A 24,363-nucleotide genomic window follows, 5' to 3' on the forward strand; every position below is an offset into this window, starting at 1 on the left:
ACGGCCCGGGCCGTCCCCCACGGCCCGCCGAGGCGGGCCGTGGGAGGTGTCGGCCTGAGTGGATCAGCCGTTGATCAGGGCGTTGATCTTCTCGTCGTACTCGGCGGCGAGGGTCTCCACGTCGCCGCCCTCGGCGACGGCCTGGAAGTACTGCTCCATGAGCGTGGCGTTCTCGACGGCGGCCCAGCCCGGCGCGGCCGGGGTGAGCTTGGAGCTCTCGGCGGCCTCGAGGGCGAGGGCGTTGATCGGGCCCTGGTCGGCGTACGCGTCGGCGTAGTCGAGGTTGGCCGGGCCCATGCCCGCCTCGGCGAGCATGCTCTGGTAGTCGGCCGAGAAGATGATGCGCATGAGGGTCTTGGCGCCCTCCTCGTGCTGGGTCGCGGCGGAGACGGCGATGTTCGAGCCACCGGCGAAGACGGGGGCGGCGCCGCCGTCCACGCCCGGGAGCACGTAGGCGCCGAACTTGTCGTCGTTCCAGGTGACGGTGTCGTCGTCGTTCACGTCGCCCAGGCAGCAGGCCGCCCAGTTGGGGGCGAGCGTGGTGGCGGCGGGGGTGCCGGCGAGGAACTCGTCGTTGATCGCGAGGTAGGAGTTCGAGTCGTTGTCGGTGGCGGTGGCGACCGAGCTCGTGGTGAAGAGCTCCTGCCACTGCTTCATGCCCTCGACGGACTCGGGCGAGGACAGGGTCGCGGTCCACTCGGAGCCGTCGAACGTGGCGATGTCGCCGCCGTTCGCGAAGATCCAGGAGATGCCCGTGCGCCAGTCCTGACCCGGGATGTACGAGCCGGCAACGTCCGCGTCGTACATGGTCGCGTGGATGTCGGTGAACTCGGCGAGGGTGGTGGGCACCTCGACGCCGCCCTGCTCGTAGAGGTCCTTGCGGTAGAACGCCATGCGCGAGCCGAAGTAGTACGGGAGCGCGAACTTGGCGTCGCCCACCGCGCCGGCCTCAACGAAGCCCTGGAGCAGCGAGTCGCCGCCCAGCTCCTCGTACATGTCGGAGATGTCCATGAACGCGCCGACCGTGGTGAAGGTCGCGGCCTGGGTGTTGCCCACCTCGGTGACGTCGGGGGTGTTGGCCGAGTCCGGCAGCGCCGTGGTGAGCGAGGCGATCGCGTCGCCCCAGCCGATCTGCTCGACGGTGAGGTCGCCGCCGTTCTCCTCGGTGTAGGTGGTCTTGAGGTAGTCGATGAGGTCGTCGGGCGTGTCGGTGCCCATGAGCCACAGGGTGATGTCCTCGGCGCCGGCCGCGGTGTCCGTGGTGGCGTCGGTGGTGGCGTCGGTGCCACCAGCGGTCTCGTCGGTGGCGGTGTCGGCGGAGCCGCCGCAACCCGTCAGGGCGATGGCACCGGCCGCGGCGAAGGCCGCGGCGCCGATCAGCGTCTTCTTCATTGGTGTTCCTTCTTCTTTGATGGAGATGCTCGCTCGAGGGCGCGCATCGGGGGACGGGCGGGTCAGGAGACCCCTAGCTGGCCGCTGAGGACCATGACCACCGCGCCGAGCACGACGATGTCGCGCCCCAGGGTGGTCATCCGGACCGCCGGGACCGCATCGGACGCGGCCATGGTGCGGTCTCGGATGGTCTCGGCGGCCGTCTCGATGAGAGGACCGTCGAGAGTGTCGAAGGGGCCGGACAGGACGACCTCCTCGAGGTTCAGGGCGCCGACGACGGGGGCGAGGGCGATGCCCAGCCGCTCCCCCGCCTCGGCGAGGATCTGCGCGCGCGACTCGGGGTGCGCGGCGAGGCGCGCGGTGAGGCGCGGGGTGGCGAGCCAGGTCTCGAGGCAGCCGCGGCGGCCGCACACGCAGGCGTCGCCGCCGTCGGTGCCCACGACCACGTGGCCGATCTCGCCCGCGGCGTAGCGCGCGCCGGAGACCAGCGTGCCGCCCACCACGAGGCCGGCGCCGACGCCGAGCCCGACGCGGATGAGGATGAGGTCGTCGGCGCCGCCGTAGCTGCGCTCGCCCAGCGCCGCGGCGTTGGCGTCGTTCGCGACGACGACGGGGAGGCGGAGGCGCTCGGCCAGGATCTGCTGGAGCGCGACCTCGTGCCATCCGAGGTTGGGGGCGGTGACGATGCGGCCGTGCTCGTCGACGATGCCAGGGCTGCCGACGCCGACGCCCAGGACCGGGGCCTGGGTGGCGGCGAGCAGTCGCTCGATAAGTGCGGCGACAGCCTCGACCGCGTCACCGCCCGTGAGCCCCTCGACCGCGACCTCCTCGCGGTGAGAGATCACGCCGTCGAGGTCGGTGACGACGCCGAGGAACACGCCCGCCTTGGACAGGTCGAGCGCGAGGATCGCGAAGCCGGTCCGGTTGATGTCGAGCATGATCGCGGGCTTGCCGGGCCGGCTCTCGGCACGCTGGCCGGTCTCGACGACCAGGCGCTCGTCGATGAGGTCGGTGATCAGGTCGGAGATGGTGACGCGGGTGAGGCCGGTCGCGCGGGCCAGGTCCGCCCGGCTGAGTCCCTCGCCGCGGAAGAGCTCCTGCAGGACGAGGGCGCGGTTGTGGCTGCGGGCGTGCTCGGGGGTGACCCGGGCGCCGGGACGCACCATGGACGCGAAGCGGCGCCGGGGGGCGGCGAGCGCGGTGGCGGCGTCGATGCGATCCATGTTTGTTAGTAAAGATTACTAACAACCAAAACGCAAGCCCGAGGTCCCGATCCGCGGGCGGCTTTACCGATTTGTGATGTGGCGTCCGGCACACGACACCGGGTGCGATTTGCGCCCCGGACCAAGACGGCACTCAGTGCCGCCTTGCTTGGCTCCGGCCAAGAGCAGGGAGGACGCCTCCGAGGTCGCGCGCCGAACGCCGGCCGGACGCGACGGGGCCCCGACGAGCGCGCGGCTCGCCGGGGCCCCGGTCGTCGTTGGAGGTCTACAGCAGCGCGAGCCCCGAGACCGCGTCGCGCTCCTCGAGCAGCTCGGCCACGGACAGGTCGATGCGCTCGCGGGCGTACTCCCCGACGGACAGCCCCTGGACGATCTCCCAGCGGCCGCCGCGCGACACGCACGGGAACGAGGAGATGACGCCCTCGGCCACGCCGTAGGACCCGTCCGACGGCAGCGCCACGGAGGTCCAGTCGCCCTCGGGCGTGCCGTGCACCCAGTCGCGCACGTGCTCGATGGCCGCGTTCGCCGCCGAGGCCGCCGAGGACGCGCCGCGCGCATCGATGATCGCCGCCCCGCGCTTCGCGACGGTGGGAACGAACGTGTCCCGGACCCACGCATCGTCCCCGATCACGTCGGGAGCGGGACGCCCACCGATCGTCGCGTGGGCGAGGTCCGGGTACTGCTTCGCGGAGTGGTTGCCCCAGATGGACACGCGCTTCACCTCGGAGACGGGCACGCCGGCCTTCTGCGCGACCTGCGCGAGCGCGCGGTTGTGGTCCAGGCGCATCATCGCGTTGAAGCGATCGGCCGGCACGTCCGGGGCGTGCGCGGACGCGATGAGCGCGTTGGTGTTGGCGGGGTTGCCCACGACGAGCACGCGCACGTCGTCCGCCGCGCCGGCGTTGATCGCCGCGCCCTGCGGCCCGAAGATGCCGCCGTTGGCGGCCAGCAGGTCGCCGCGCTCCATGCCCGGGCCGCGGGGACGCGCGCCCACGAGCAGGGCGACGTTGACGCCGTCGAAGGCGGCCGTCGCATCGTCCGTGATGTCGATCGAGTCGAGCAGGGGGAACGCGCAGTCGTCGAGCTCCATCGCGGTGCCCTCGGCGGCCTTGACCGCCGGCGGGATCTCGAGCAGGCGCAGGCGGACAGGCGTGTCCGGGCCCAGCATGGCGCCCGACGCGATGCGGAACAGGAGGGCGTAGCCGATCTGGCCGGCGGCGCCCGTGACGGTGACGGTGACGGGTGTGGTGCTCACGACGGTGTGACTCCTGATCTCTTGGTGGACGATGCGAGGGCTGGGGGCCGCGGCCGGGCTAGGCCAGGCGCGCGGACAGGTTGGCGTCGAGGGTCGCGAGGAACTCCTCGGTGGTCTGCCACTCCTGGTCGGGGCCGACCAGCAGCGCGAGGTCCTTGGTCATGGCGCCCGACTCGACGGACGTGATCACGACGTCCTCGAGCGTCTCCGCGAAGCCGGTGACCTCGGGGGTGCCGTCCAGCTTGCCGCGGTGCTTGAGGCCGCCGGTCCACGCGAAGATCGACGCGATGGGGTTGGTCGACGTGGGCTTGCCCGCCTGGTGCTGGCGGTAGTGACGGGTGACGGTGCCGTGCGCGGCCTCCGCCTCGACGGTCTTGCCGTCCGGGGTCATGAGCACCGACTTCATGAGCCCCAGCGACCCGAAGCCCTGCGCCACGGTGTCCGACTGGACGTCGCCGTCGTAGTTCTTGCAGGCCCAGACGTAGCCGCCCTCCCACTTGAGCGCGGCCGCGACCATGTCGTCGATGAGGCGGTGCTCGTAGGTGAGGCCCGCGGCGTCGTACTGCGCCTTGAACTCGGTCGCGAAGACGTCCGCGAAGATGTCCTTGAAGGCGCCGTCGTACTGCTTCATGATCGTGTTCTTGGTGGACAGGTACACCGGGTAGCCGCGCTGCAGGCCGTAGTTGAGCGAGGCGCGCGCGAAGTCGCGGATGGACTCGTTGAAGTTGTACATGCCCATGACGACGCCGCCCTCCTCCGGCATCTTCACGATCTCCATCTCGACCGGCTCGGAGCCGTCCTCGGGCGTGTACGTGAGGGTCACCGTGCCGGCGCCGGGGACCTTGTAGTCGGTCGCGCGGTACTGGTCGCCGTGCGCGTGGCGACCGATGACGATGGGCTGGGTCCAACCCGGCACCAGGCGCGGCACGTTGGAGATAATGATGGGCTCGCGGAACACCACGCCGCCCAGGATGTTGCGGATGGTGCCGTTGGGCGAGCGCCACATCTTCTTGAGGCCGAACTCCTCCACGCGGGCCTCGTCCGGCGTGATGGTCGCGCACTTCACGCCCACGCCGTGGCGCTGGATGGCGTGCGCGGCGTCGATGGTGATCTGGTCGTCGGTGGCGTCGCGCTGCTGGATCGAGAGGTCGTAGTACTCCAGGTCCACGTCGAGATACGGGTGGATCAGGCGGTCCTTGATGAACTGCCAGATGATCCGCGTCATCTCGTCGCCATCGATCTCGACGACCTTGCCTTCGACCTTGATCTTCGCCATGCGTAGTCCTCACACCGTCGGGGCTGATTCCGCTCCGAGCCTAGTGCAAGAAACCGGGACCACAGTCCCGCCCCGCGCCGCCTGAAAACGCCGCCGCCTCCCTCGCACCAGGGCATATCCGTGCCACCATGCAACCGTGGAGCGCCCGCCGGGCGCCGGAAGGAGAATCATGACCGAGCCCCGTCCCGAGGACGATGCACGACAGACCCCCGAGGAGGCCTCGCCCGGGGCCCCGTTCGCGGCCGACGCCGCCTCCGCGCCCCCGACCCAGGAGCGCGAGGTGACCGCGGCCGACTTCGACGACGACGTGTGGGTCGACGAGCCCGCCGGCCCGTCGCTCATCACGCGGATGATCGCGGAGGCGGGCGGCAGCTTCGTCTTCATCCTCATCGCGCTGGGCGCGGCGATCTTCGCCGACGGGCGCATCGTCGTCGCGTTCGGCTTCGCGCTCGCCCTGTGGGGCGTCATCGTCGCGATCGGCGGCGTGTCCGGCGCCCACGTCAACCCCGCCGTCACGGTGGGCGCGTGGATCGCGGGCCGCTTCCCCGGCCGCGACGTCGCCCCCTACGTCCTCGCGCAGACCCTGGGCGCGACCGGCGCCGGCGCCACCCTGTGGGCGCTCATCGGCTCCAACCCGCAGGTCCAGGACGCCAAGACCATCATGAGCGCGGTCGCGATCGGCGTGGGCGAGAACTCCCCCACGCAGTTCCCGCTCGCCGCGGGCGCCGTGGTCGAGGTGCTCGCGACCGGCATGTTCGTCGCCGTGGTGCTGGCCGCCACCTCGATCCGCGCGATCCCGGCGCTCGCCGCCCCCACGATCGGCCTCGCGCTCGGCGTCCTGCACCTGTTCGCCATCCCGTTCACCAACGCCGCCCTCAACCCGGCGCGCGCGACCGGCGCCGCGCTGTTCGCGGAGACCTGGGCGCTCGAGCAGCTGTGGCTGTTCTGGCTCGCGCCCATCATCGGCGGCGCGATCGTCGGCCTCCTGTTCCGCGCCTTCGGCCCGGAGGAGGACATCGAGCGCGTCGAGGTGATCGAGGTCATCGACGAGATCGAGGCCTGACCTCCCACCTGGACACTCCGCACGGATTCACGCGCGACACGCCGCGCGACGGGGGCCGATGCGCCGGTTGAGCCGGCGTGTCGGCCCCCGTTCCGTGCGGAGTGTCCGGGGAAGGGGCGTCAGTCGAGCGGCGTCGTGAGCCCCAGGAACAGCAGGATCGCCGCGAGCACGGTCAGCACCGCCACGTCGATCGCGCGGCGGCGGATGGTGAAGGCGCGCTCCATCGGCAGCACCACCCGCGCGACCGCACCGGCCCCGGCGAACACCCCCAGCGCGATCGCCGCGACGTCGACGCCCACGACGAGCCCCGACAGCGCGATCGCCACCACGGCGATGCCCGCCCCGAGGGCGACCCGCCGCGGCATCGCCTGATCGTCGACCATCGGCGACGCCTCAGTGGAAGAAGTGCCGGGTGCCGGTGTGCACCAGGGTCACGCCCGCGGACGAGGCGGCCGCGATGACCTCGGCGTCGCGCACGGACCCGCCGGGCGAGACCACGGCGCGCACGCCGGCCTCGGCCAGCACCATCAGCCCGTCCGCGAAGGGGAAGAACGCGTCCGACGCGGCGACGGACCCCGCGGCCCGCTCCCCCGCGCGCTGCACCGCGAGGCGGCACGAGTCGACGCGGTTGACCTGGCCCATGCCGATGCCCACGGCCGCGCCGTCGGCGGCCAGCAGGATCGCGTTGGACTTCACCGCGCGGCACGCGCGCCACGCGAACTCGAGGTCGGCGAGCACCTCGGGCGTCGGCACCGGCCCCGCGACGTGCTCCCACGCGCTCGTGGCGTCGCCCGGCGCGTCGATGACGTCCGTCTCCTGGACCAGCAGCCCGCCGGACACGCGCCGCCACTCGGTCTCGAGCGGCGCGGGGTCGATCTCGAGCAGGCGCAGGTTCTTCTTGGCCGTGAGGATCTCCACGGCCTCGTCCTCGAACGCCGGCGCCACGACCACCTCGGTGAAGATGGGTGCGATCTGCGCGGCGGCCGCCGCGGTCACCACGCCGTTGGCCGCGATGACGCCGCCGAACGCGCTCACCGGGTCCGTCGCGTGGGCCTTCGCGTGCGCCTCGGCGATGGTGGCGCCCACCGCGATGCCGCACGGGTTCGCGTGCTTGATGACCGCCACCGCGGGGCCCGCGTGGTCGTAGGCCGCCCGGACCGCCGCATCGGCGTCCACGTAGTTGTTGAAGGACATCTCCTTGCCGTGCAGCTGACGCGCGCCGGCGATCCCGCGGCCCGAGCCGTCCGCGTACAGCGCGGCGGCCTGGTGCGGGTTCTCGCCGTAGCGCAGCTCGGCCTGGCGGGTGAACGATGCGCCGAGCCAGCCGGCCAGGCCCGTCCCGTCGTCGTCGGGGGCCTGGGTCTCGCCCATCCAGGTCGCGACCTGCACGTCGTAGTCGGCGGTGTGGCGGAAGGCCTTCGCGGCGAGCGCGGTGCGCTCGGCGAGGGTGAAGCCGCCGTGGCCCACCGCGCTGGCGACGGCCTCGTACTCGGACGGGTCGACCACCACGGCGACCGAGGCGTGGTTCTTCGCCGCGGCGCGCACCATCGAGGGGCCGCCGATGTCGATCTGCTCGATCACCGCATCGTCCCCCGCCCCGGAGGCGACCGTGGCCGCGAACGGGTACAGGTTGACCACCACGAGGTCGAACGCCTCGATGCCCAGCTCCTCGAGCTGACGCACGTGGTCGGGCAGGCGACGGTCCGCGAGGATGCCGGCGTGCACGCGCGGGTGCAGCGTCTTGACGCGGCCGTCGAGGCACTCCGGGAAGCCGGTCACCTCCTCGACCGCGACCACGGGCACGCCGGCGGAGGCGATGCGCTGGGCGGTCGAGCCCGTCGAGACGATCTGCACGCCCTCGTGGGTCAGCGCGGTCGCGAGCTCCTCGATGCCCGTCTTGTCGTACACGGAGATGAGGGCGCGGCGCACTCGCTGGCGCTCGGTCATGGTGCCTCCTCGGCGGGATCTGTTGCTGCGGATTCTGGTGCGGCGGGAACGGGCGGGGCGCCCCCGATGCGGACCACACGCCCGCTCACCGTCCACCCCTCGCGCGCGAGGCGGCCCAGGGTGTCGACGACGAGCGCGCGCTCGACCGCCTTGATGCGCGCGTGCAGGCCCGCCTCGTCGTCATTCTGGCGCACCTCGACGGCCGCCTGCGCCACGATGGGCCCGGTGTCCACCCCGGCGTCGACCAGGATGAGGGTGCAGCCCGTCACCTTCGCGCCGCCGGCGAGCGCGTCGCGCACCGCGTGCGCGCCCGGGTACGCGGGCAGCAGCGACGGGTGGGTGTTGAGCATCCGGCCGCCCCAGGCGGCCAGCATGGCGTCGCCCACGAGCCGCATGAAGCCGGCGAGCATCACCAGATCGGGGGTGAACGATGCGACGGCCCGGGCGAGCGCGGCGTCCCACGTGGCGCGGTCGGGGAAGTCGGCGAGGCGGACCACGGCGGTCGGCACCCCGGCGGCGCGCGCGTGCGCGAGCGCCCCCGCATCGTCCCGGTCCGAGACGACGGCGGCGACCCGGTAGCCCGCCGCGTCCCCGGCCCCGGCGAGCAGCGCGGCGAGCGTCGACCCGGCCCCGGAGGCGAGCACGACGACGCGCCGGGCGGCGGGGCGGTTTGTCACGCGCCGAGCCTATCGGCATGCTTGGTGCCTCACGACGTGAGAGGAAACGATGCCCGAGACGACGACGCCGGCCCGCCCCGAGATCGGCGTGCGGCCGCGGCGCGCGGTGATGTGGACGCTGCTGCTCACCGGCGCGACCGTGATGCTGCTCGCGATCGCGCCGACGTTCGGGCTGTGGACCCTCCTGCTCGGCCCGGCCGCCGCCGCCGCGGCGATCACGTCGCTGGTGCTGCTGCGCGGCACCCGCGGCATCGCGGGACTGCGCGTGATGCTCGTGTTCGCGATCGCGATCGGCCTGTTCGGCCTGCTCTACGGCGGCGGGGTCGCGCTGCTGCGCGAGCCGCTCGCCGACTTCGCGGCGTGCCAGTCGCGCGCCCTCACCTCCACCGCCGAGCGCGCGTGCCTCGACCAGTTCGAGGAGGACTACCTCGAGGTGCTCGAGCGCTACGGCGTGGTGCTGCCGGCGACGGAGACCACCGCGCCGTAGCGCGTCCTGCGGCGGCGGCCCTTCAGGAGGGCGTGGCGGTGGACGATGCGCCGGCGGGCTCCCGTGCGGCGGTCGCGTCGCCCTGCGCACCCGTCACCCCGTCCCGGGCGGCCGCGCCTGCCGGGGCGTCCCGCGCCTCGGCGCGCGCGTCGTCCCGAGCGTCGTCGGCGGCTCCCGCCGCCCGGCCGCGCAGGCCGCGCCACGCGGCCACCGTGAGCCACACGATGGCCCATCCGGCCGCGGCCAGCCCGACGCCGGCCGCGGTGACCAGGAGCGCGTCGCCGCCCACGGTCGCGAGCCGGCCCGGCCCCATCGCGCCGCTCGAGGCGACCGTCACGCCGGCGAGGGCGAGCGCGACGACGCCCAGCCCGGTGCCGGCGACGCGCGCGGCGGACAGGTCGAGCCCGTGGCCCTGGAGAGGGACGATGCGCCGGTGCAGCAGGACCCGCACCACCAGGGCAGCGACGGCGGCCACGGCGGGGACCCAGACGAGCCAGCCGCCGCCCGCGGACGGCAGCGCGCCCAGCAGGGGCACGTGCGGCAGGTCCCCGATCTCCACGACGGCGGGCGAGACGAGCGTCCCCTCCCCCACGGCGAAGCCGGGACCGACCACCCATGCGGCCATCCACGCGACCAGGGTGGGGACGTAGAGCAGCTCGGCGAGCGCGAGCGCGCCGGCGCCCAGCGGGTCCATGCCCAGCCCGGACGCGAGCGACGCGACGTCCTCGCGCCCCAGGTAGGCCCACGCGGCGCCCGCGAGGGCGGCGAGGCCCAGGATCGCGCCGGCGGTGGCGCCGCCCAGGCGCAGGCCGGTGCGGACGTCGAGGGGCAGCCGGTCCAGGAGCCGCAGCCGCGCGCCGTGCGTGCGCCAGATGCCGAGCGCGACGCTCGGCGCGGCGATGAGCGCGCCGGCGAGGCCCGCGCGGAGGGCGAGGAGGGCATCGGCGTCCGCGCCGGCCGCGATCGCGGCGGCGCCCACCGCGTAGGCGCCGCACGCGAAGGCCCAGCTGGCCCACGTCTTGGCGGCGAAGCGGCGCGCGACCGCGAGGAGGATCGCCGCGGAGACCAGCGGCAGGCCCAGCGGGACGAGCGCGATGGAGCCGCCGGCGACGGCCACGGGCACGCCGTGGCCCAGCAGCCACACCTGGGTCGCGACGTCGGCCGCGCCGCCCCAGTCGACCGTGGCGGAGCCGTCGAGGTTGGGTGCGCCGGCGACGCCGGCGAGCGCCGGGACCAGCACCACGAGGTAGGACAGCACCACGCCCTGCAGTCCGGTGAGCGCGCCGCCGAGGGCGCGGGGCGCGGCCTCGCGCGCGCGGGCGAGGAGGGTGGCGGGGGCGTCGTCTGGCACCCGCCCATGGTCGCGCGAGCCGGTCCCGCTCGGCGGGACCGGCTCGCGGCGGAGGGTCAGGCGGCTACGCGCCGGTGAGGATCTCCCGCATGAGGCGGGCCGTCTCGGAGGGCGTGGTGCCCACCTTGACGCCGGCGGCCTCGAGGGCCTCCTTCTTCGCCTGGGCGGTGCCCACGGAGCCGGACACGATCGCGCCCGCGTGGCCCATGGTCTTGCCCTCGGGCGCCTCGAAGCCCGCGACGTAGCCCACGACGGGCTTGGTCACGTTGGCCTTGATGTACGCCGCGGCGCGCTCCTCGGCGTCGCCGCCGATCTCCCCGATCATCACGATCGCGGCCGTCTCGGGGTCGTTCTGGAACGCCTCGAGGCAGTCGATGTGGGTGGTGCCCACGATCGGGTCGCCGCCGATGCCCACGGCGGTGGTGAAGCCGATGTCGCGCAGCTCGAACAGCATCTGGTAGGTCAGCGTGCCGGACTTGGACACCAGGCCGATCCGTCCGGGGCCCGTGATGCTCGCGGGCGTGATGCCCACGTTGGACTGGCCGGGGGTGATGAGGCCGGGGCAGTTCGGGCCGATGAGCCGCGTGCCCTTGGACTGCGCGTAGGCGAAGAACTCGGCGGTGTCCGCGACGGGCACGCCCTCCGTGATGATGACCACGAGCGGCATGCCGGCGTCGACGGCCTCCATGACGGCGGCCTTGGTGAAGGCCGGCGGCACGAAGACGACGGAGACGTCCGCGCCGGTGGCCTCCATGGCCTCCGCGACGGTGCCGAAGACCGGGACGGTCACGTCGGCCGGGAACTCGACCTCGGTGCCCGCCTTGCGCGGGTTGACGCCGCCCACGATGGTCGTGCCGGAGGCGAGCATGCGCTGGGTGTGCTTCATGCCCTCGGAGCCGGTCATGCCCTGGACGATGACCTTCGAGTCCTGCGTGAGGAAGATTGCCATGTCGAGTCTCCTTACTGCGCCGCGGCGGCGAGCTCGGCGGCCTTGGCCGCGGCGCCGTCCATGGTCTCTTCGATGGTCACGAGCGGGTGGTTGGCGGCCGCGAGGATCGCGCGGCCCTCCTCGACCGCGTTGCCGTCGAGGCGGACCACGAGCGGCTTGGAGGCCTCGTCGCCCAGCGCCTTCAGCGCGCCGACGATGCCGTCCGCGACCGCGATGCAGGAGGTGATGCCGCCGAACACGTTGACGAACACGGACTTGACCTGCGGGTCGTGGAGGATGACGTCGAGGCCGTTGGCCATCACCTCGGCCGAGGCGCCGCCGCCGATGTCGAGGAAGTTCGCCGGCTTCTGGCCGCCGAAGCGCTCGCCCGCGTACGCGACCACGTCGAGCGTCGACATGACGAGGCCCGCGCCGTTGCCGATGATCCCCACGGAGCCGTCGAGCTTCACGTAGTTGAGGTTCATGTGCTTGGCCTTGGCCTCGAGGGGGTCCGCGGCGGACTTGTCCTCGAGCGCCGCGTGGTCCTCGTGACGGAACGCCGCGTTCTCGTCGAGCGTGACCTTGCCGTCGAGCGCGACGATCGCGCCGTCCTCGGTGCGGACCAGCGGGTTGACCTCGACGAGGGTGGCGTCCTCGTTCTTGTACACGCCCCACAGCTTCTGGATGACGTCCGCGACCTGCTCGCGCAGCTCCTCGGGGAAGTTCGCGGCCGCGACGATCTCCTGGGCCTTGGCGGCGTCGATGCCCACGAGCGGGTCCACCGCGACGCGTGCGAGCGCGTCGGGGCGCTCGACCGCGAGCTGCTCGATCTCCATGCCGCCCTCGACCGAGCACATGGCCAGGTAGCGGCGCTCGGCGCGGTCGAGCAGGACGGAGAAGTAGAACTCCTCCGCGATCGCGGCGCCCGCCGCGATCATCACGCGGTGCACCGTGTGACCCTTGATGTCCATGCCCAGGATCGCCTCGGCATGACGCTCGGCCTCCTCGGGGGACTTCGCGAGCTTGACGCCGCCGGCCTTGCCGCGGCCTCCGGTCTTCACCTGGGCCTTGACGACGACCACGCCGCCGCCCAGCTTCTCGGCCGCGGCTCGCGCCTCGGCGGGGGTGGTGGCGACGATGCCGGGCAGCACGGGCACGCCGTGCTTCTCGAACATGTCGCGCGCCTGGTACTCGTACAGATCCATGCACAGTCCTCACGCGTCGCGCGCGCCGGCTCTGGCACGCGATGTCCATTGGTGCAGGGCCAGCCTACAGACGCGGAGCACCCTCCGGGACCATGGTCCCGCTAAATGTCGCCAAAATTGTCGCCAAAAACGCCGCGGCGCCCCGGGAATCCCCGGGGCGCCGCCGCACGTGCTCGCGGGAGCGTCAGCCGACGCCGAACCGCTCCGCGGTGGCGCGGATGGCGCGCGCGGAGGCCTCGAGCGCGGCGCTCTCCTCGTCGGTCATGTTGACCATGGCGTGGTTCTCGACGCCGTTGCGGCCGATCACGGCGGGCAGCGACATGCACACCTCGCCCACGCCGGGGTAGTCGATCAGGGTCGACACGGGCAGGATGTGGCGCTGGTCGTTGAGGACCGCCTCCACGATGCGCGCGCCGGCCGCGCCCACCGCGTAGTTGGTGGCGCCCTTGCCCTCGATGATCGTGTACGCGGACCGCATGACGTCGTGGTGGATGCGCTCGCGCACCTCCTCGGTCATGACGACGTTGCCGTCGCGGCCCGTCCACTGGGTCAGCGGCAGCCCGCCGATGGTCGCGGAGGACCACAGCGCCACCTCGGAGTCGCCGTGCTCGCCGGCAATGTACGCGTGCACGTTGCGCACGGCCACGTCGCACTCCGCGGCGACCTGGTGGCGCAGTCGCGAGGTGTCGAGCACCGTGCCCGAACCGAACATGCGATCGGGAGCCATGCCCGACTTCTTGATCGCGGCGAGCGTCACCACGTCGACCGGGTTGGTGACGAGGATGTAGATCGCATTCGGCGCCACGTCGATGAGCGGAGGCATCACCTTGTCCATCAGCGAGATGGTCGCCTCGGCGAGGTCCATGCGCGTCTGGCCGGGCTGCTGCTTGGCGCCCGCGGTGACGACCACCACGTCCGAGCCCTCGACCACGCCCACGTCGTTCGAGCCGAGGACGGTGGCCTCCTTCATGAACTGGATGCCCTGGGCGAGGTCGAGCGCCTCGGCCTCGACCTTCGCCTTGTTGATGTCGTACAGCGCGACCGTGCGGGCGAAGCCGCGCATGAGGCCCGCGTACGCGAGCGTCGAGCCCACGGCTCCCGCTCCGACGATCGACACCTTCGAGGTCCTGGTCTCCACGGCTGCTCTCCTCTCGCGGCCGGCGCGTGCGCGCCGGAAGTCTGTGACCACCAGGGCCGAGCCTATCCGCGCACGTCAGCCCTGCGCGAGGCCAGGCAGCGTCACGAACCCGGCGATCGCGAGGGCGACCAGGGCCCCGGCCAGCAGCGCGAGCGGGAGCCCGTCGTGGGCGAGGACGCCGCGGTCGACCAGGTGGCGGTGCGCGCGCCGGTAGCGGCGCGCGGCGAACAGGTACGCGGCGCCCGCGAGCGCGAGGCCCAGCAGCCCCGCCACGACCGCGGGCACGCCCACGACCGTGCCGCCGTAGCGGGCTGCCGCGGCCCCGCCCACCCCGATCGCGAGGCACGTCCGGCGCCACGCGAGCAGCGTGCGCTCGGGCTGCATCCCCGCGTCGAACAGCTCGCTCATCGCGTCGCGAGGCCCACCGCGAGCGCGATCATCACGGCGATGAGTCCCACCACGAGGACGGGCCCGATCGCCGGCGGCGCCAGGGGGCGCTCCTCGCGCATGGCGCGCTCGCTGCGCATCCATCCGAGCCAGGCCTGGACGGCCGCCGCGAGCCCGAGCGCGAGCAGGGCGCCCGCCGCGACGATGCGCAGCGTCTCGTCGATGGGCACGGAGAACGCCTCGAGCGCGAGCCCGCCCGCCATCAGCGCGAGCGAGGTGCGGATCCACGCGAGGAACGTGCGCTCGTTCGCGAGCGAGAAGCGCGCGTCCGGCTCCGTGCCGTGCGCGTACACCCCGCGCGGGAAGCGTCGGTCCGGGGACGATGCGGGGGCCGGCTTCTCAGCAGGGGTCATGCCTCCAGCCTAGGCGGGGCCCGACGGGACCCCGCCGCGCGCTACAGCTTGTCGAGGGAGTTGAAGCGCAGCACCAGCCGCTTGACGTCGCCGCCGAAGTCGACCTTGACGACCGCGTTGCGGCCCGCACCCTCCGTGCCCACGACCTTGCCCATGCCGAACTTCTCGCTGAGCACCCGCTCGCCCACCGAGAAACCGATGTCGCCGCCCCCGCCGCCGGGCGGGCTCGGCGGGACGCGCCGGGTCTTGACAGCCCCGGCCCGCGCGTACGTGTTGCCGTCCTCGCGGTCCTGGCTGCCGCCGTAGCCGCCGCCCGAGCCGAATCCGCCACCGGACCCGTAGCCCTGGCCCGACCAGGCGCCCGAGCGGCCCGTGCCCCGGTCCGACCTCGCCCGCAGCGAGGACATCGACGTGGCCGCCCGCGTCCACTCCATGAGCTCCGCGGGGATCTCCTCGACGAAGCGGCTGGCCCCGAAGTACTGCGGGGCGCCCCAGCTCGACCGCGCCTCCGCGCGCGTGAGGTAGAGCCGCTCGCGCGCGCGGGTGAGACCCACGTAGGCGAGGCGGCGCTCCTCCTCCATGTCCTTGAGGTCGCCCGACTCGATCGACCGCATGTGCGGGAACGTGCCGTCCTCCATGCCGGTCAGGAACACCACCGGGAACTCCAGGCCCTTCGCGGTGTGGAGCGTCATCATGGTGACCACGCCGCCGGTGCCGTCGGCGTCCGGGACCTGGTCCGCATCGGCCACCAGGGCCACCTTCTCGAGGAAGTCGGCGAGCGAGCCCTCGGGGTTCTCCTCCGAGAACTCACGGCCCACGGCCACGAGCTCCATGATGTTCTCGATGCGGCTCGCGTCCTGCGGGTCCTCGCTCGAGCGCAGGCTCGCGAGCAGGCCGGAGCGGTCCGCGATCGCGTCGAGCACGCCGGCGGGGCCGTTGTCGGCCGCGAGCGCGCGCAGGTCGTCCATGAGCCGCACGAAGTCCTCGATGGCGCGGCGCGAGCGGGCGGCGAGGCCCGCATCGTCCAGGCTCCGCAGCGCCGTGCCGAAGCTCGCCTCCGTGCCGGCGGCCACGAGCTCGCGGCGGACGGCCTCGATCGAGTCGACCGCCGTGTCGCCGATGCCGCGCTTGGGCACGTTGATGATGCGGCGGGTGGCCACGTCATCGTCCTCGTTCACCACGGCGGCGAGGTACGCGAGCATGTCCTTGATCTCCTTGCGCTCGTAGAAGCGCGTGCCGCCCACCACCTTGTAGGGGATCTCGGCCCGGATGAAGCGCTCCTCGATCGCGCGGGACTGGGCGTTCGCGCGGTACATGATCGCGACGTCCGCGGGGCTCACGCCGTCCTCGTCGATGAGCCGGCGGATCTCCTTGGCGATGTACTGGGCCTCGTCCTGCTCGGTGTCCGCGGCGTGGCCCAGAATCTTGGCGCCCGCGCCGGAGTCGGTCCAGAGGTTCTTGGGGCGGCGGTCGGAGTTGTTCTTGATGACCGCGTTCGCGGCGGAGAGGATGTTCTGGGTCGAGCGGTAGTTCTGCTCGAGGCGCACCAGGTGGGCGTCCGGGTAGTCCTTCTCGAACTCCATGATGTTGCGGATGGTTGCGCCGCGGAAGGCATAGATCGACTGGTCGGCGTCGCCCACCACGGTGAGCTCGCTGGCGGGCAGGCTCGCGTCGCCCTCCTCGCCCACGAGCTCGCGCACCAGCACGTACTGCGCGTGGTTGGTGTCCTGGTACTCGTCGACCAGCACGTGGCGGAAGCGCGCCCGGTAGTCGCGCGCCACCTCGGGGTGGCCCTGCATGAGCTTCACCGTCTTGACGATGATGTCGTCGAAGTCGACCGCGTTGGCCGCCTCGAGGCGCCGCTGGTAGAGCGGGTAGGCGGTCGCGGCGGCGTGCTCGATCGAGAACTTGGACGCCATCTGCGCGCCCGCGAGCGCGACCTCGGGGTCGATCAGCTCGTCCTTGAACTTGCCGATGCGTCCCAGGATCGCCTTGGGCGTGAACTTCTTGGGGTCGAGGTTCAGCTCCTTCATGACCAGCTTCATGAGGTTGACCGAGTCCGACGTGTCGTAGATCGAGAAGCTGGAGCTCAGGCCCGCGCGCTCGTGGTCGCGGCGCAGGATGCGCACGCACGCGCTGTGGAAGGTCGCGACCCACATGCCACGCGCCTCGGGACCCACGAGCGCCTCGACGCGCTCACGCATCTCCGCCGCGGCCTTGTTGGTGAAGGTGATCGCCAGGATCTGGTGGGGGCGCGCGCGGCCCGACTCGAGCAGGTGCGCGATGCGGTGCGTGAGGACGCGGGTCTTGCCCGATCCGGCGCCCGCCATGATGAGCAGCGCCTGACCCTGGTGGAGGACGGCCTCGGCCTGGGGCGGGTTGAGGCCCTCGACCAGCGAGGACGCGCCGCGGCCGGGGCGGTTCGCGGCGGGTGCGGTCGCGCGCGGCGCGACGGGCGTCGCCGCGCCGAACCAGGCCTCGTCGGAGGCGCCGCCGTGCGCGATGGCCGCACCGTCGGCCGGGGGCGTCCATGCGCCCTCGGGCTCGGACTCCTCCTCGGGCCAGGGCTCCGGGTCCGGCTCGGGCCAGGGCTCGGGCTCCGTCGGCGCGGGCTCGGCCTGCTCGGGTTCCGTGGGCGCCGACCCCGCGGGCTTGGAATCTGCGGCTTCCGACCCCGCGGGCGCGACCCCGTCCGCGAACCACGGGTCCGGCTCGGGCGCCCCCGGTTCCGGGGCGGCAGGCTTGGCGGGCTTGGGCTCGCTGGGGACCGAGCCGTCGAGATCGAAGAGCGCATCCATGACCGGACGATTCTAGGCGCTGCGGCCGACGCCCGCCCGGGCCCTCCACCGCGCCGCCTCACCTGTCCACACGGATTCTTCGCTGCTCCACACACGGCCCGGCGTGTCGGCGGCGTGTCGCACGGATATCAGCGTTTTCGCGCCGGATTCCGCCGGTCCTGTGTGGAGGGGTGACGCGCGGGCGAGGTCAGGACGCGCGGGCGAGGTCAGGACACGGCGGGCGGGGTCAGACCGTGACCGGAAGCGTGCCGTGGTGCTCGAGTGCCGTGAGCGCCTCGTCGGCGGCCCGGCGCACGCCCGCGTCGAGGTCCGCGTCCGCCATGGTCAGCAGGGCGCGCCACACGCGCCGGTCGGAGCGAGCCTTCCCGGCCCGTGCGAGCAGCCCGTGGCAGCGCGCGAAGGTGGCCCGCACCTCCGCCGCGGGGTCGGCGGCAAAGCCGTCGAGGTGCGGCGCGAGCACCGCGAGCATCGCGAGCGCGGCCTCGCCCAGGTCGGCCTGGGAGTCGGCCTCCGAACCGGCACCGCGAACGGGCGCGGCAGGACGCGAAGCCGCCGTCGCATCGTCCCTGGTCGCGGGGCCGGATTCCGGCGCGGGCTCGGAAACCGGCGGAGGCGTCGCATCGGCGCGGCCATCCGGAAGGACGGCGACGCTCGGCACCTCGTCGGTCACTGCCTCCTGGGGCTCCGAGGCGTCCTCCGCCGCGAGCACGCCGTCACGCGGCAGCTCGAGCGGTGCGAGCACAGGCTCCCATGCATGCCCGGTGACGGACTCCCGAGGCGTGGGCGAGGTGTCGGTCTCGGCCTCGCGCACCGCGCGCATCGCGGCGCGGCCGGGCCGCTTGGGAAGGCCCGCGCCCGTGCGCTGGAGCGAGTCGACGTCGTAGGCCTCGGGGACGGGCATGGGCGGCCGCGTCTCGCGCAGCGGCGCCGCCGCTCGCTCCTCACGCCGGACGGCCCATGGCCGCTCGTTCCAGAACTCGTGCCCGCGCACCGCGGATCGCCCGTCGGCCGCGCCGACGGGCGGCATCGCCCCACCCTCGTCCGGGAGGTAGTGCTCCTCGTATGCCCCCATAAGCGCACACTACGACCGCCGCCCACCCCGCACAACCGTCAGTTCGCCAATCTATCAGGCACTTCGCTCGAATCGGCCAACAATTCGGGGCAAATCACCCCACCGCGGCGACCCCGTGTCGCGCAGGTCACACGATCCGTCGCTGCGCCGCCCAGTGCGCGAGCTCATGACGGTTCGACAGCTGCAGCTTGTGGAGCACCTTGCCCACGTGGGTCTCGACGGTCTTGATCGAGATGAAGAGCTTCTCGCCCACCTCGCGATAGGTGTAGCCGCGGGCGATCAGGCGCATCACCTCCTGCTCGCGTTCGGTGAGCTTGTCGAGGTCCTCGTCCGCCGCGGCGACCTCGCCGCCGGCCGCGCCGAACGCGTCGAGCACGAAGCCCGCGAGCCGCGGCGAGAACACCGCGTCACCGGTCGCGACGCGGCGCACGGCGTCGGACAGGTCGGGCCCGGAGATCGACTTGGTCACGTAGCCGCGCGCGCCGGCCCGGACGGTCGCGACCACGTCCTCCGCCGCATCGGACACGGACAGGGCGAGCACGCGGGGCGCCCCGGGACGATGCAGCACCTCCGCCAGCACGTCGAGCGCGCCTCCCCCGGTGCCTCCCGGGAGATGGACGTCGAGGATCACCACCTGGGGCGCCTTCGCGCGGACCTCCGCGATCGCCGACTCGACGTCGCGCGCCTCGCCGATCACCTCGATGTCGTCGTCGAGGCTCTCGCGCACCCCCACCCGGATCACGTCGTGGTCGTCCACGATCACCACGGTCACGCTCATCGTCCACCCTCCCTGGGCATCGTCACGGTCACCTCGGTGCGGCCACCCGGCCGCGAGCTCACGGTCGCCTCGCCGCCGTGGCGCGCGACGCGCCCCCGGATCGACTCGCGTATCCCCATCCGCTCGGCCGGCACGGCCGCGGGGTCGAACCCCGGCCCGCCGTCGCGCACGAACGCCTCGAAGACGCCCGGCGTCACCTCCGCGTAGACGGAGTAGGGACCGCGCGCGTGCCGGGCCGCGTTCGTCGTGGCCTCACGGACGGCCTGCACCGCCGCGGCGAGCTCGGGACTCGTGGGCGCGTCGCCCACGGTCACGACGTCGACCTCGACGGCGTACGCGTCCTCGACCTCCGCGACGGCGGCGGCCACCGCGGTCGAGACGGACTCGGTCGCCGTGCGACGGTCCTGGTAGAGGTAGGCGCGCAGGTCGCGCTCCTGCGCGCGGGCCAGCCGCGCGACCGCCTCCGGGTCGTGCGCGCGGGCGCGGATGAGCGTGAGCGTCTGCAGCACCGAGTCGTGCAGATGGGCCGCGATCTCGGCGCGCTCGAACTCGCGCACGCGCCGCTCGCGCTCCACCCGCACCTGGCGGATGAGCCGCAGCCACCACGGCGCGAGGAGCAGCGCGAAGCCCGCGACCACCACGAGCGGCACGAGCAGGAGGCGCGCGACGGGGTCGAGCCCCGCATCGGCGGCCGCGAACGCCCACATCGCGACCACCGCGAGGGCGAGACCCGCGATGACCCTGAGCCACACGTCGCGCCCGAACAGGCCGCCCACGTCGGGGCGGCGCGCATCGAGCTGGACCGCGTGCTCGAGCGGGCTCCAGACCAGCACCACGCCCATGACGAAGACCAGCAGCGGCAGCAGCCACCACGACAGGTGCGCCCAGTCGAGCCGTCGCATCAGCAGCGCGAACGCGGCCGCGAGCATCACCGCGCCGACGAGCGCGCGCCACCACTGCGACGCGGCGGGGCGCCGCTCGAGCGGGGCGGCCACACGGCCGGGCGAGGGGGTCACGGTGACATCGTCACACAGGGGACGGACGCGGGGCCTCGGCCCCGGGGACGATGCGAGGGTCGCCCGGATTTCAGGGTGCGGATCAGGGTCCTCCCTCATAGCCGGGCGGACGCGGCCGGACCAGACTCGAAGGTGAGAGCAGAGGAGGACGCCATGACCGACCAGGCGCCCCCGCCCACCGAGGCGGGATTCTTCACCACGATCCGCGGCTGGGGATTCACCCGCGGCGACCGCGGGGTCGCGGGCGGCGTGGCCGCCGGCGTCGCCGATCGGCTGGGCTGGCCGCTGGGCTGGACCCGCGTCGCCTTCGTCGCCGCCGGCGCGATGCTGACCGGGATGGCCCTGCTGGCCTATGCCGCCGCCTGGGCGCTGCTGCCGGACCGGCGCGGCCGCATCGTCGCCCAGGACCTGGGCCGCGGCGAGCCGAACGTGGGCGCGATCATCGTGATCGCGATCGTCGCCGTCCTCGGGCTGGCGAACCTCAACCAGGCGCCGTGGATGTTCGGCGCGTGGGGCTGGGGCGACGCGTGGCCGTGGGACCAGGGCCCGTTCACCTCCTCGCTCAGCGCGCTGGGCACCGTCCTCGGTGTGCTGTTCTCGCTCGCGGTGCTCGCCGGCGTCGCGGTGCTGGTCGTCCTCCTGGTGCGCCAGGGTCGCGACCGCTCCGGGGGCACGCCCGGCGCGCCCGGTGCTCCGCGGCCCGACCCGGGGCCGGTCCCCGGCACCGCCCCCGGTTCGCCGTCCACGCCGGACGGAGGATCCGCCGCGCCCGGCGACCCCGGAACGGAGCCCGGCCCCACCCCCATCTACGCCGTCCCGCCCGCGTGGGCCGCCGACCGCGCCCGCCAGCGGGCGGACAACGTGGCCGCCGCGCACCGCGCCGCGGACGATGCGGTGGTCGCCGGGCAGGCCGCGGCGGACGCGGCGACGGAGGCCGCGCATCGTGCCGCGTCCGATGCCGACCTCGCCGCGAGCGCGACCACTGCGGCCACGGCCGGCGCCTGGGCGCCGGAGCAGGCCCGGGCGTACGGCGCGTCCCCGGCCGCGCCGGGCGCGGGGCAGCCTCCGTACGGCGGCGCCTCCTACCCCGCGGCCCCCTACGCCGGCGCGCCGTACCCCGCGGGCACCCACCCCGCCGCGCCGTCGACGCCTCCGCGCCCCCCGCGCGTGCCGGGCCCGGGCGCAGCCTTCTACCTGCTCACGCTGGCCTGGTTCGTGCTGTCGATCGTCGGCGTGGCGCTCGCCGCCTGGCAGGACCGCCTCGCGGTGCCGGCCGTGCCCGCGTGGATCGCGGTGTTCGTCACCGGACTCGGCGTGCTGCTCGCGATCGTCGCGCTCGTGGGGCGCAAGCTCGGGTTCCTGGGCTTCCTGGGCGGCCTGCTGCTGCTGCCGCTGGGTGCGGTGATCGTGCAGGCCGACGAGATCCGGGACGGCTCCTTCGGCCGCGAGTGGATCCCCGAGATCAACTTCGTGCGCGACGGCGACGACGTAGTGCATGTGCGCATCGGTGACCTCGACATCTACCGGTCCGACCCGGAGTCGACCGCAGGCGCGGACCCGCTCGCCGTGTTCGAGGACGAGTTCTCCGTGCTGATCTTCCCCGGCTCGTGCGAGGAGATCGGCTCCCACTCCGTGACCGGAAACACCATCGTCGCCCAGGATCTGACCGGCGAGCGACGCCTCTCCATCGAGGACGCGGAGACCGTCGTCCGGATCGATGCAGGCGCGGGCGTCGCGGTCGATGCGCCCGGCGGCGCGACCGTCGTGTGGCCGGGCCGCGGGCTGTCCTGCGAGGTGCCCGCCGGCGACGCACTCGCGGCGATGACCCCCACCCAGCCGTTCGTCACCCTCGACGTCGCCGCGGAGGGCGCCGTCGTCACCATCGAGGAGGTCTCGCGATGAGCACCGTCATCCGTCCCCGCAAGAGCCCAAGCGAGCGCGTCACCGGCGCTGTCTGGGGAGTCATCGTCGCCGCGCTCGGCGGCCTCGGGATCGCCGCACTGTCGGGATGGTCGGTCGACGCCGAGCTCGCGCTGATCATCGCCCTCGCGGCGATGGGCGGGTGGCTGCTCGCCTCTGCCCTGGCCGTCGGGGTCCGCCAGCGTCGCCGCGAGCGCGAGGCCCTGGCCGCGCTCGAGCCGACGGTGGAGGAGCCTCCAGTCGGAGAGCCGCTGGTCGACGAGCCCACCACGGACTCCGACCCCGCCCCCACCACCGTCCGGGACACTGAGGACCGCTGATCCGCCCCCCTCGCGTCCTGCGGGACGGTGAGGACCGCCAGTCACCTGACACGCCGGTCCCCACTGTCCCGCAGGACGCATTGACGCAACGATGGCGGTCCTCACTGTCCCGGACCGCGAGCAGGGGCGAGACCCGCAGTCACCACCGTGCGCCTCCCGGTGTACGCGATCGCGAGCCTGAACAGCGCCCATGCCACCCCACCGACGGCGGTGGCGGTCATCGCGAGCGCGAGGTCGGGCTGGAAGACGCGCACCGTCGCGAGGGGCGCGCCCATGAGGCTCGGCACGAGGGACATCAGCACCCACGCCGCCAGCGTGGTCGTGAGGAGCGGGAACCACAGGCTGAACAGGCCCGCCGCGCCGGACTTTGCGCGGATCGCCGCTCGCTTGCGCCACGCCCACGCCATGGACATCAGGTAGAGGAGCGGCGCGAGCGCGAGGCCCACGAACAGCGCCTTCTGAGACCAGCGCGACCCCTCGCCGTCGTAGTCGAGGCCCAGCGCGATGGCGGTGACCCCGAAGCGCAACTGCGTGGTCTCGCCGAACCCGACGCCGCTGCCGCCGTTGACCAGGACCACCACCGCATCGTCCCCCGCCGGAATCATCGTGGCCTGAGTCTCGATGCCCGGCGTCGACCCCGTGTGTCCGACCGTCCCTTCGGCCGTGTCGACGTACCAGCCCAGGCCGTAGAAGGGGGAGACGGCGCCGGCGGGGCTCATCATCCGGGCCTTGCCCTCGGCGCTGAGCACGTCGTCCTCGCCGTTCATCATCATGGCGAGGTAGGCGGCCAGGTCGTTGGCGCTGGCGACGATGCCGCCCTGGGGCGCGGTCACCACGTCGGTGCGGTTCTCCGCCACCGGCCGCTTGGTCCAGAACCACGGGGTGTGTCCGCTCGCCATCTCGTCGTGGATCTGGCCGTCGGCGACGAAGCTGGCGTGCATCCCGACGGGCTCGAGGATCCGTTCGGCCACGTACGACTGGTAGTCGACGGCCGCGACCTCCTCGATCAGCCTCCCAAGCACCTGGTAGTTGGCGTTGGAGTACTCCCACCGGGTTCCCGGGGCGTGGGCAGGATCCACGTCCGCGAGGGCGGCGACGGCCGCCTCGAGTGGGGCGGCGCCGTCCGACGTACCGCGGGAGCTGTTGCCCTGCAGCGTCGAGAAGCCACTGGTGTGACTGAGCAGCTCGAGCACGGAGGGCGCGCCGGCGGGGGCTCCGGCGAGGGAGGACACGTGGTCGCCGGCGGAGTCGTCGAGGTCGACCCGCCCGGCCTCGACCAGCTGCATGACCGCGAGTGCGGTGAAGCTCTTCGAGATCGAGCCGATCACGAACGGGGTGTCCGCCGTGACAGGCTCGTCGGACCCGACCCGCATCACGCCGCGCGCCCCGGATTCCGACACCTCGCCGTCCGTGACCACCGCATACGCCACTCCGGGCGCTCCCGAGGCCGGCATCTCCGCGGCGATGTAGTCCTCGATCGTGCCGCTCGGCACGACGGCGCCGACGACCGCGCCGAGGCCGAGCGCCGCGAGGGCCAGCAGCTGCCGCATCAGGTCCCTCCCGAGCGGGGTGCACGTGCGAGGACGTTCCGACCCTAGCGGCGGCGGGCTGGCCCGGCAACGGCATCATCCCTCGCAGAGCCCAGGGCCGGCGACAGCCGCGAAGACCCGTCAGCAGACGCGAACGGGGCGCCGAGCGATCCGCTCGGCGCCCCGTT

At 73.3% G+C, this 24,363-nt stretch carries 22 protein-coding genes; 4 read left to right on the forward strand and 18 right to left on the reverse strand.

Annotation, left to right across the window (positions count from 1 at the left end):
* Positions 1-63: 63 nt before the first annotated feature.
* From AOM03_RS08885 to AOM03_RS08900, 4 genes are all read right to left on the reverse strand, one after another.
* Positions 64-1,392, reverse strand: coding sequence for an extracellular solute-binding protein (locus AOM03_RS08885; protein WP_062380466.1), 1,329 nt, complete (start codon positions 1,390-1,392; stop codon positions 64-66).
* Between the two features lie 62 nt (positions 1,393-1,454).
* On the reverse strand, positions 1,455-2,615 hold the full coding sequence (locus AOM03_RS08890) for an ROK family transcriptional regulator (protein ID WP_227589948.1): 1,161 nt from the start codon (positions 2,613-2,615) through the stop codon (positions 1,455-1,457).
* Between the two features lie 265 nt (positions 2,616-2,880).
* Positions 2,881-3,870, reverse strand: a complete 990-nt coding sequence (locus AOM03_RS08895) for a malate dehydrogenase (protein ID WP_062380468.1) — start codon at positions 3,868-3,870, stop codon at positions 2,881-2,883.
* Positions 3,871-3,928: 58 nt separating this feature from the next.
* On the reverse strand, positions 3,929-5,146 hold the full coding sequence (locus AOM03_RS08900; RefSeq protein ID WP_062380471.1) for an NADP-dependent isocitrate dehydrogenase: 1,218 nt from the start codon (positions 5,144-5,146) through the stop codon (positions 3,929-3,931).
* A gap of 169 nt (positions 5,147-5,315) precedes the next feature.
* On the opposite strand from AOM03_RS08900, the gene AOM03_RS08905 reads away from it, so the two are divergent.
* Complete coding sequence (locus AOM03_RS08905) at positions 5,316-6,209, forward strand: aquaporin (RefSeq protein WP_062380473.1); 894 nt, start codon at positions 5,316-5,318, stop codon at positions 6,207-6,209.
* A 119-nt stretch (positions 6,210-6,328) separates the two neighbouring features.
* Here AOM03_RS08905 and AOM03_RS08910 read toward each other — a convergent pair whose 3' ends face one another.
* From AOM03_RS08910 to purN, 3 genes are read right to left on the reverse strand one after another with little or no spacing between them, the layout of a single operon-like run.
* A complete protein-coding gene (locus AOM03_RS08910) occupies positions 6,329-6,592 on the reverse strand; it encodes a hypothetical protein (RefSeq protein ID WP_062380475.1) in 264 nt (87 codons plus the stop codon).
* A 10-nt stretch (positions 6,593-6,602) separates the two neighbouring features.
* Positions 6,603-8,156: a bifunctional phosphoribosylaminoimidazolecarboxamide formyltransferase/IMP cyclohydrolase gene (purH, locus tag AOM03_RS08915; protein ID WP_062380478.1), complete on the reverse strand. Its 1,554-nt coding sequence runs from the start codon at positions 8,154-8,156 to the stop codon at positions 6,603-6,605.
* Entirely contained in the window at positions 8,153-8,833 is a 681-nt protein-coding gene (gene purN, locus AOM03_RS08920) for a phosphoribosylglycinamide formyltransferase (RefSeq protein ID WP_062380480.1), read from the reverse strand. The genes purH and purN overlap by 4 nt, the downstream gene beginning before the upstream one ends.
* A gap of 49 nt (positions 8,834-8,882) precedes the next feature.
* On the opposite strand from purN, the gene AOM03_RS08925 reads away from it, so the two are divergent.
* Positions 8,883-9,320, forward strand: coding sequence for a hypothetical protein (locus AOM03_RS08925; RefSeq protein WP_062380481.1), 438 nt, complete (start codon positions 8,883-8,885; stop codon positions 9,318-9,320).
* 22 nt (positions 9,321-9,342) lie between these two features.
* Here AOM03_RS08925 and AOM03_RS08930 read toward each other — a convergent pair whose 3' ends face one another.
* From AOM03_RS08930 to AOM03_RS12730, 10 genes are all read right to left on the reverse strand, one after another.
* Entirely contained in the window at positions 9,343-10,671 is a 1,329-nt protein-coding gene (locus AOM03_RS08930) for a cell division protein PerM (protein ID WP_062380483.1), read from the reverse strand.
* 64 nt (positions 10,672-10,735) lie between these two features.
* Positions 10,736-11,620: a succinate--CoA ligase subunit alpha gene (gene sucD, locus AOM03_RS08935; RefSeq protein ID WP_062380485.1), complete on the reverse strand. Its 885-nt coding sequence runs from the start codon at positions 11,618-11,620 to the stop codon at positions 10,736-10,738.
* Positions 11,621-11,631: 11 nt separating this feature from the next.
* Complete coding sequence (gene sucC / locus AOM03_RS08940) at positions 11,632-12,804, reverse strand: ADP-forming succinate--CoA ligase subunit beta (protein WP_062380487.1); 1,173 nt, start codon at positions 12,802-12,804, stop codon at positions 11,632-11,634.
* A 184-nt stretch (positions 12,805-12,988) separates the two neighbouring features.
* Positions 12,989-13,942 carry an L-lactate dehydrogenase gene (locus AOM03_RS08945; protein ID WP_062380489.1) on the reverse strand — a complete coding sequence of 318 codons (954 nt, stop codon included), beginning with the start codon at positions 13,940-13,942 and terminating at the stop codon, positions 12,989-12,991.
* 75 nt (positions 13,943-14,017) lie between these two features.
* Positions 14,018-14,350 carry a DUF202 domain-containing protein gene (locus AOM03_RS08950; protein WP_062380491.1) on the reverse strand — a complete coding sequence of 111 codons (333 nt, stop codon included), beginning with the start codon at positions 14,348-14,350 and terminating at the stop codon, positions 14,018-14,020.
* Complete coding sequence (locus AOM03_RS08955) at positions 14,347-14,742, reverse strand: YidH family protein (protein ID WP_062380493.1); 396 nt, start codon at positions 14,740-14,742, stop codon at positions 14,347-14,349. Before AOM03_RS08955 ends, AOM03_RS08950 begins: the two co-directional genes overlap by 4 nt.
* Positions 14,743-14,783: 41 nt before the next feature.
* The gene (gene pcrA, locus AOM03_RS08960) at positions 14,784-17,540 is read right to left on the reverse strand and encodes a DNA helicase PcrA (RefSeq protein ID WP_082092286.1); all 2,757 of its coding nucleotides are present in this window, start codon (positions 17,538-17,540) and stop codon (positions 14,784-14,786) included.
* Positions 17,541-17,766: 226 nt separating this feature from the next.
* On the reverse strand, positions 17,767-18,612 hold the full coding sequence (locus AOM03_RS08965; protein WP_062380495.1) for a hypothetical protein: 846 nt from the start codon (positions 18,610-18,612) through the stop codon (positions 17,767-17,769).
* Between the two features lie 127 nt (positions 18,613-18,739).
* Positions 18,740-19,390, reverse strand: coding sequence for a response regulator (locus AOM03_RS08970; RefSeq protein WP_062380497.1), 651 nt, complete (start codon positions 19,388-19,390; stop codon positions 18,740-18,742).
* Complete coding sequence (locus AOM03_RS12730; RefSeq protein WP_062380499.1) at positions 19,387-20,406, reverse strand: sensor histidine kinase; 1,020 nt, start codon at positions 20,404-20,406, stop codon at positions 19,387-19,389. The genes AOM03_RS08970 and AOM03_RS12730 overlap by 4 nt, the downstream gene beginning before the upstream one ends.
* Positions 20,407-20,559: 153 nt before the next feature.
* On the opposite strand from AOM03_RS12730, the gene AOM03_RS08980 reads away from it, so the two are divergent.
* Positions 20,560-22,308: a PspC domain-containing protein gene (locus AOM03_RS08980; protein WP_062380501.1), complete on the forward strand. Its 1,749-nt coding sequence runs from the start codon at positions 20,560-20,562 to the stop codon at positions 22,306-22,308.
* The gene (locus AOM03_RS08985) at positions 22,305-22,646 is read left to right on the forward strand and encodes a hypothetical protein (protein ID WP_062380503.1); all 342 of its coding nucleotides are present in this window, start codon (positions 22,305-22,307) and stop codon (positions 22,644-22,646) included. The genes AOM03_RS08980 and AOM03_RS08985 overlap by 4 nt, the downstream gene beginning before the upstream one ends.
* A gap of 101 nt (positions 22,647-22,747) precedes the next feature.
* Here AOM03_RS08985 and AOM03_RS08990 read toward each other — a convergent pair whose 3' ends face one another.
* Entirely contained in the window at positions 22,748-24,196 is a 1,449-nt protein-coding gene (locus AOM03_RS08990) for a serine hydrolase domain-containing protein (RefSeq protein WP_062380505.1), read from the reverse strand.
* Positions 24,197-24,363 lie beyond the last annotated feature (167 nt).

The sequence above is a fragment of the Demequina pelophila genome, assembly GCF_000971175.1.
GTDB classification, from domain to species: Bacteria; Actinomycetota; Actinomycetes; order Actinomycetales; family Demequinaceae; genus Demequina; species Demequina pelophila.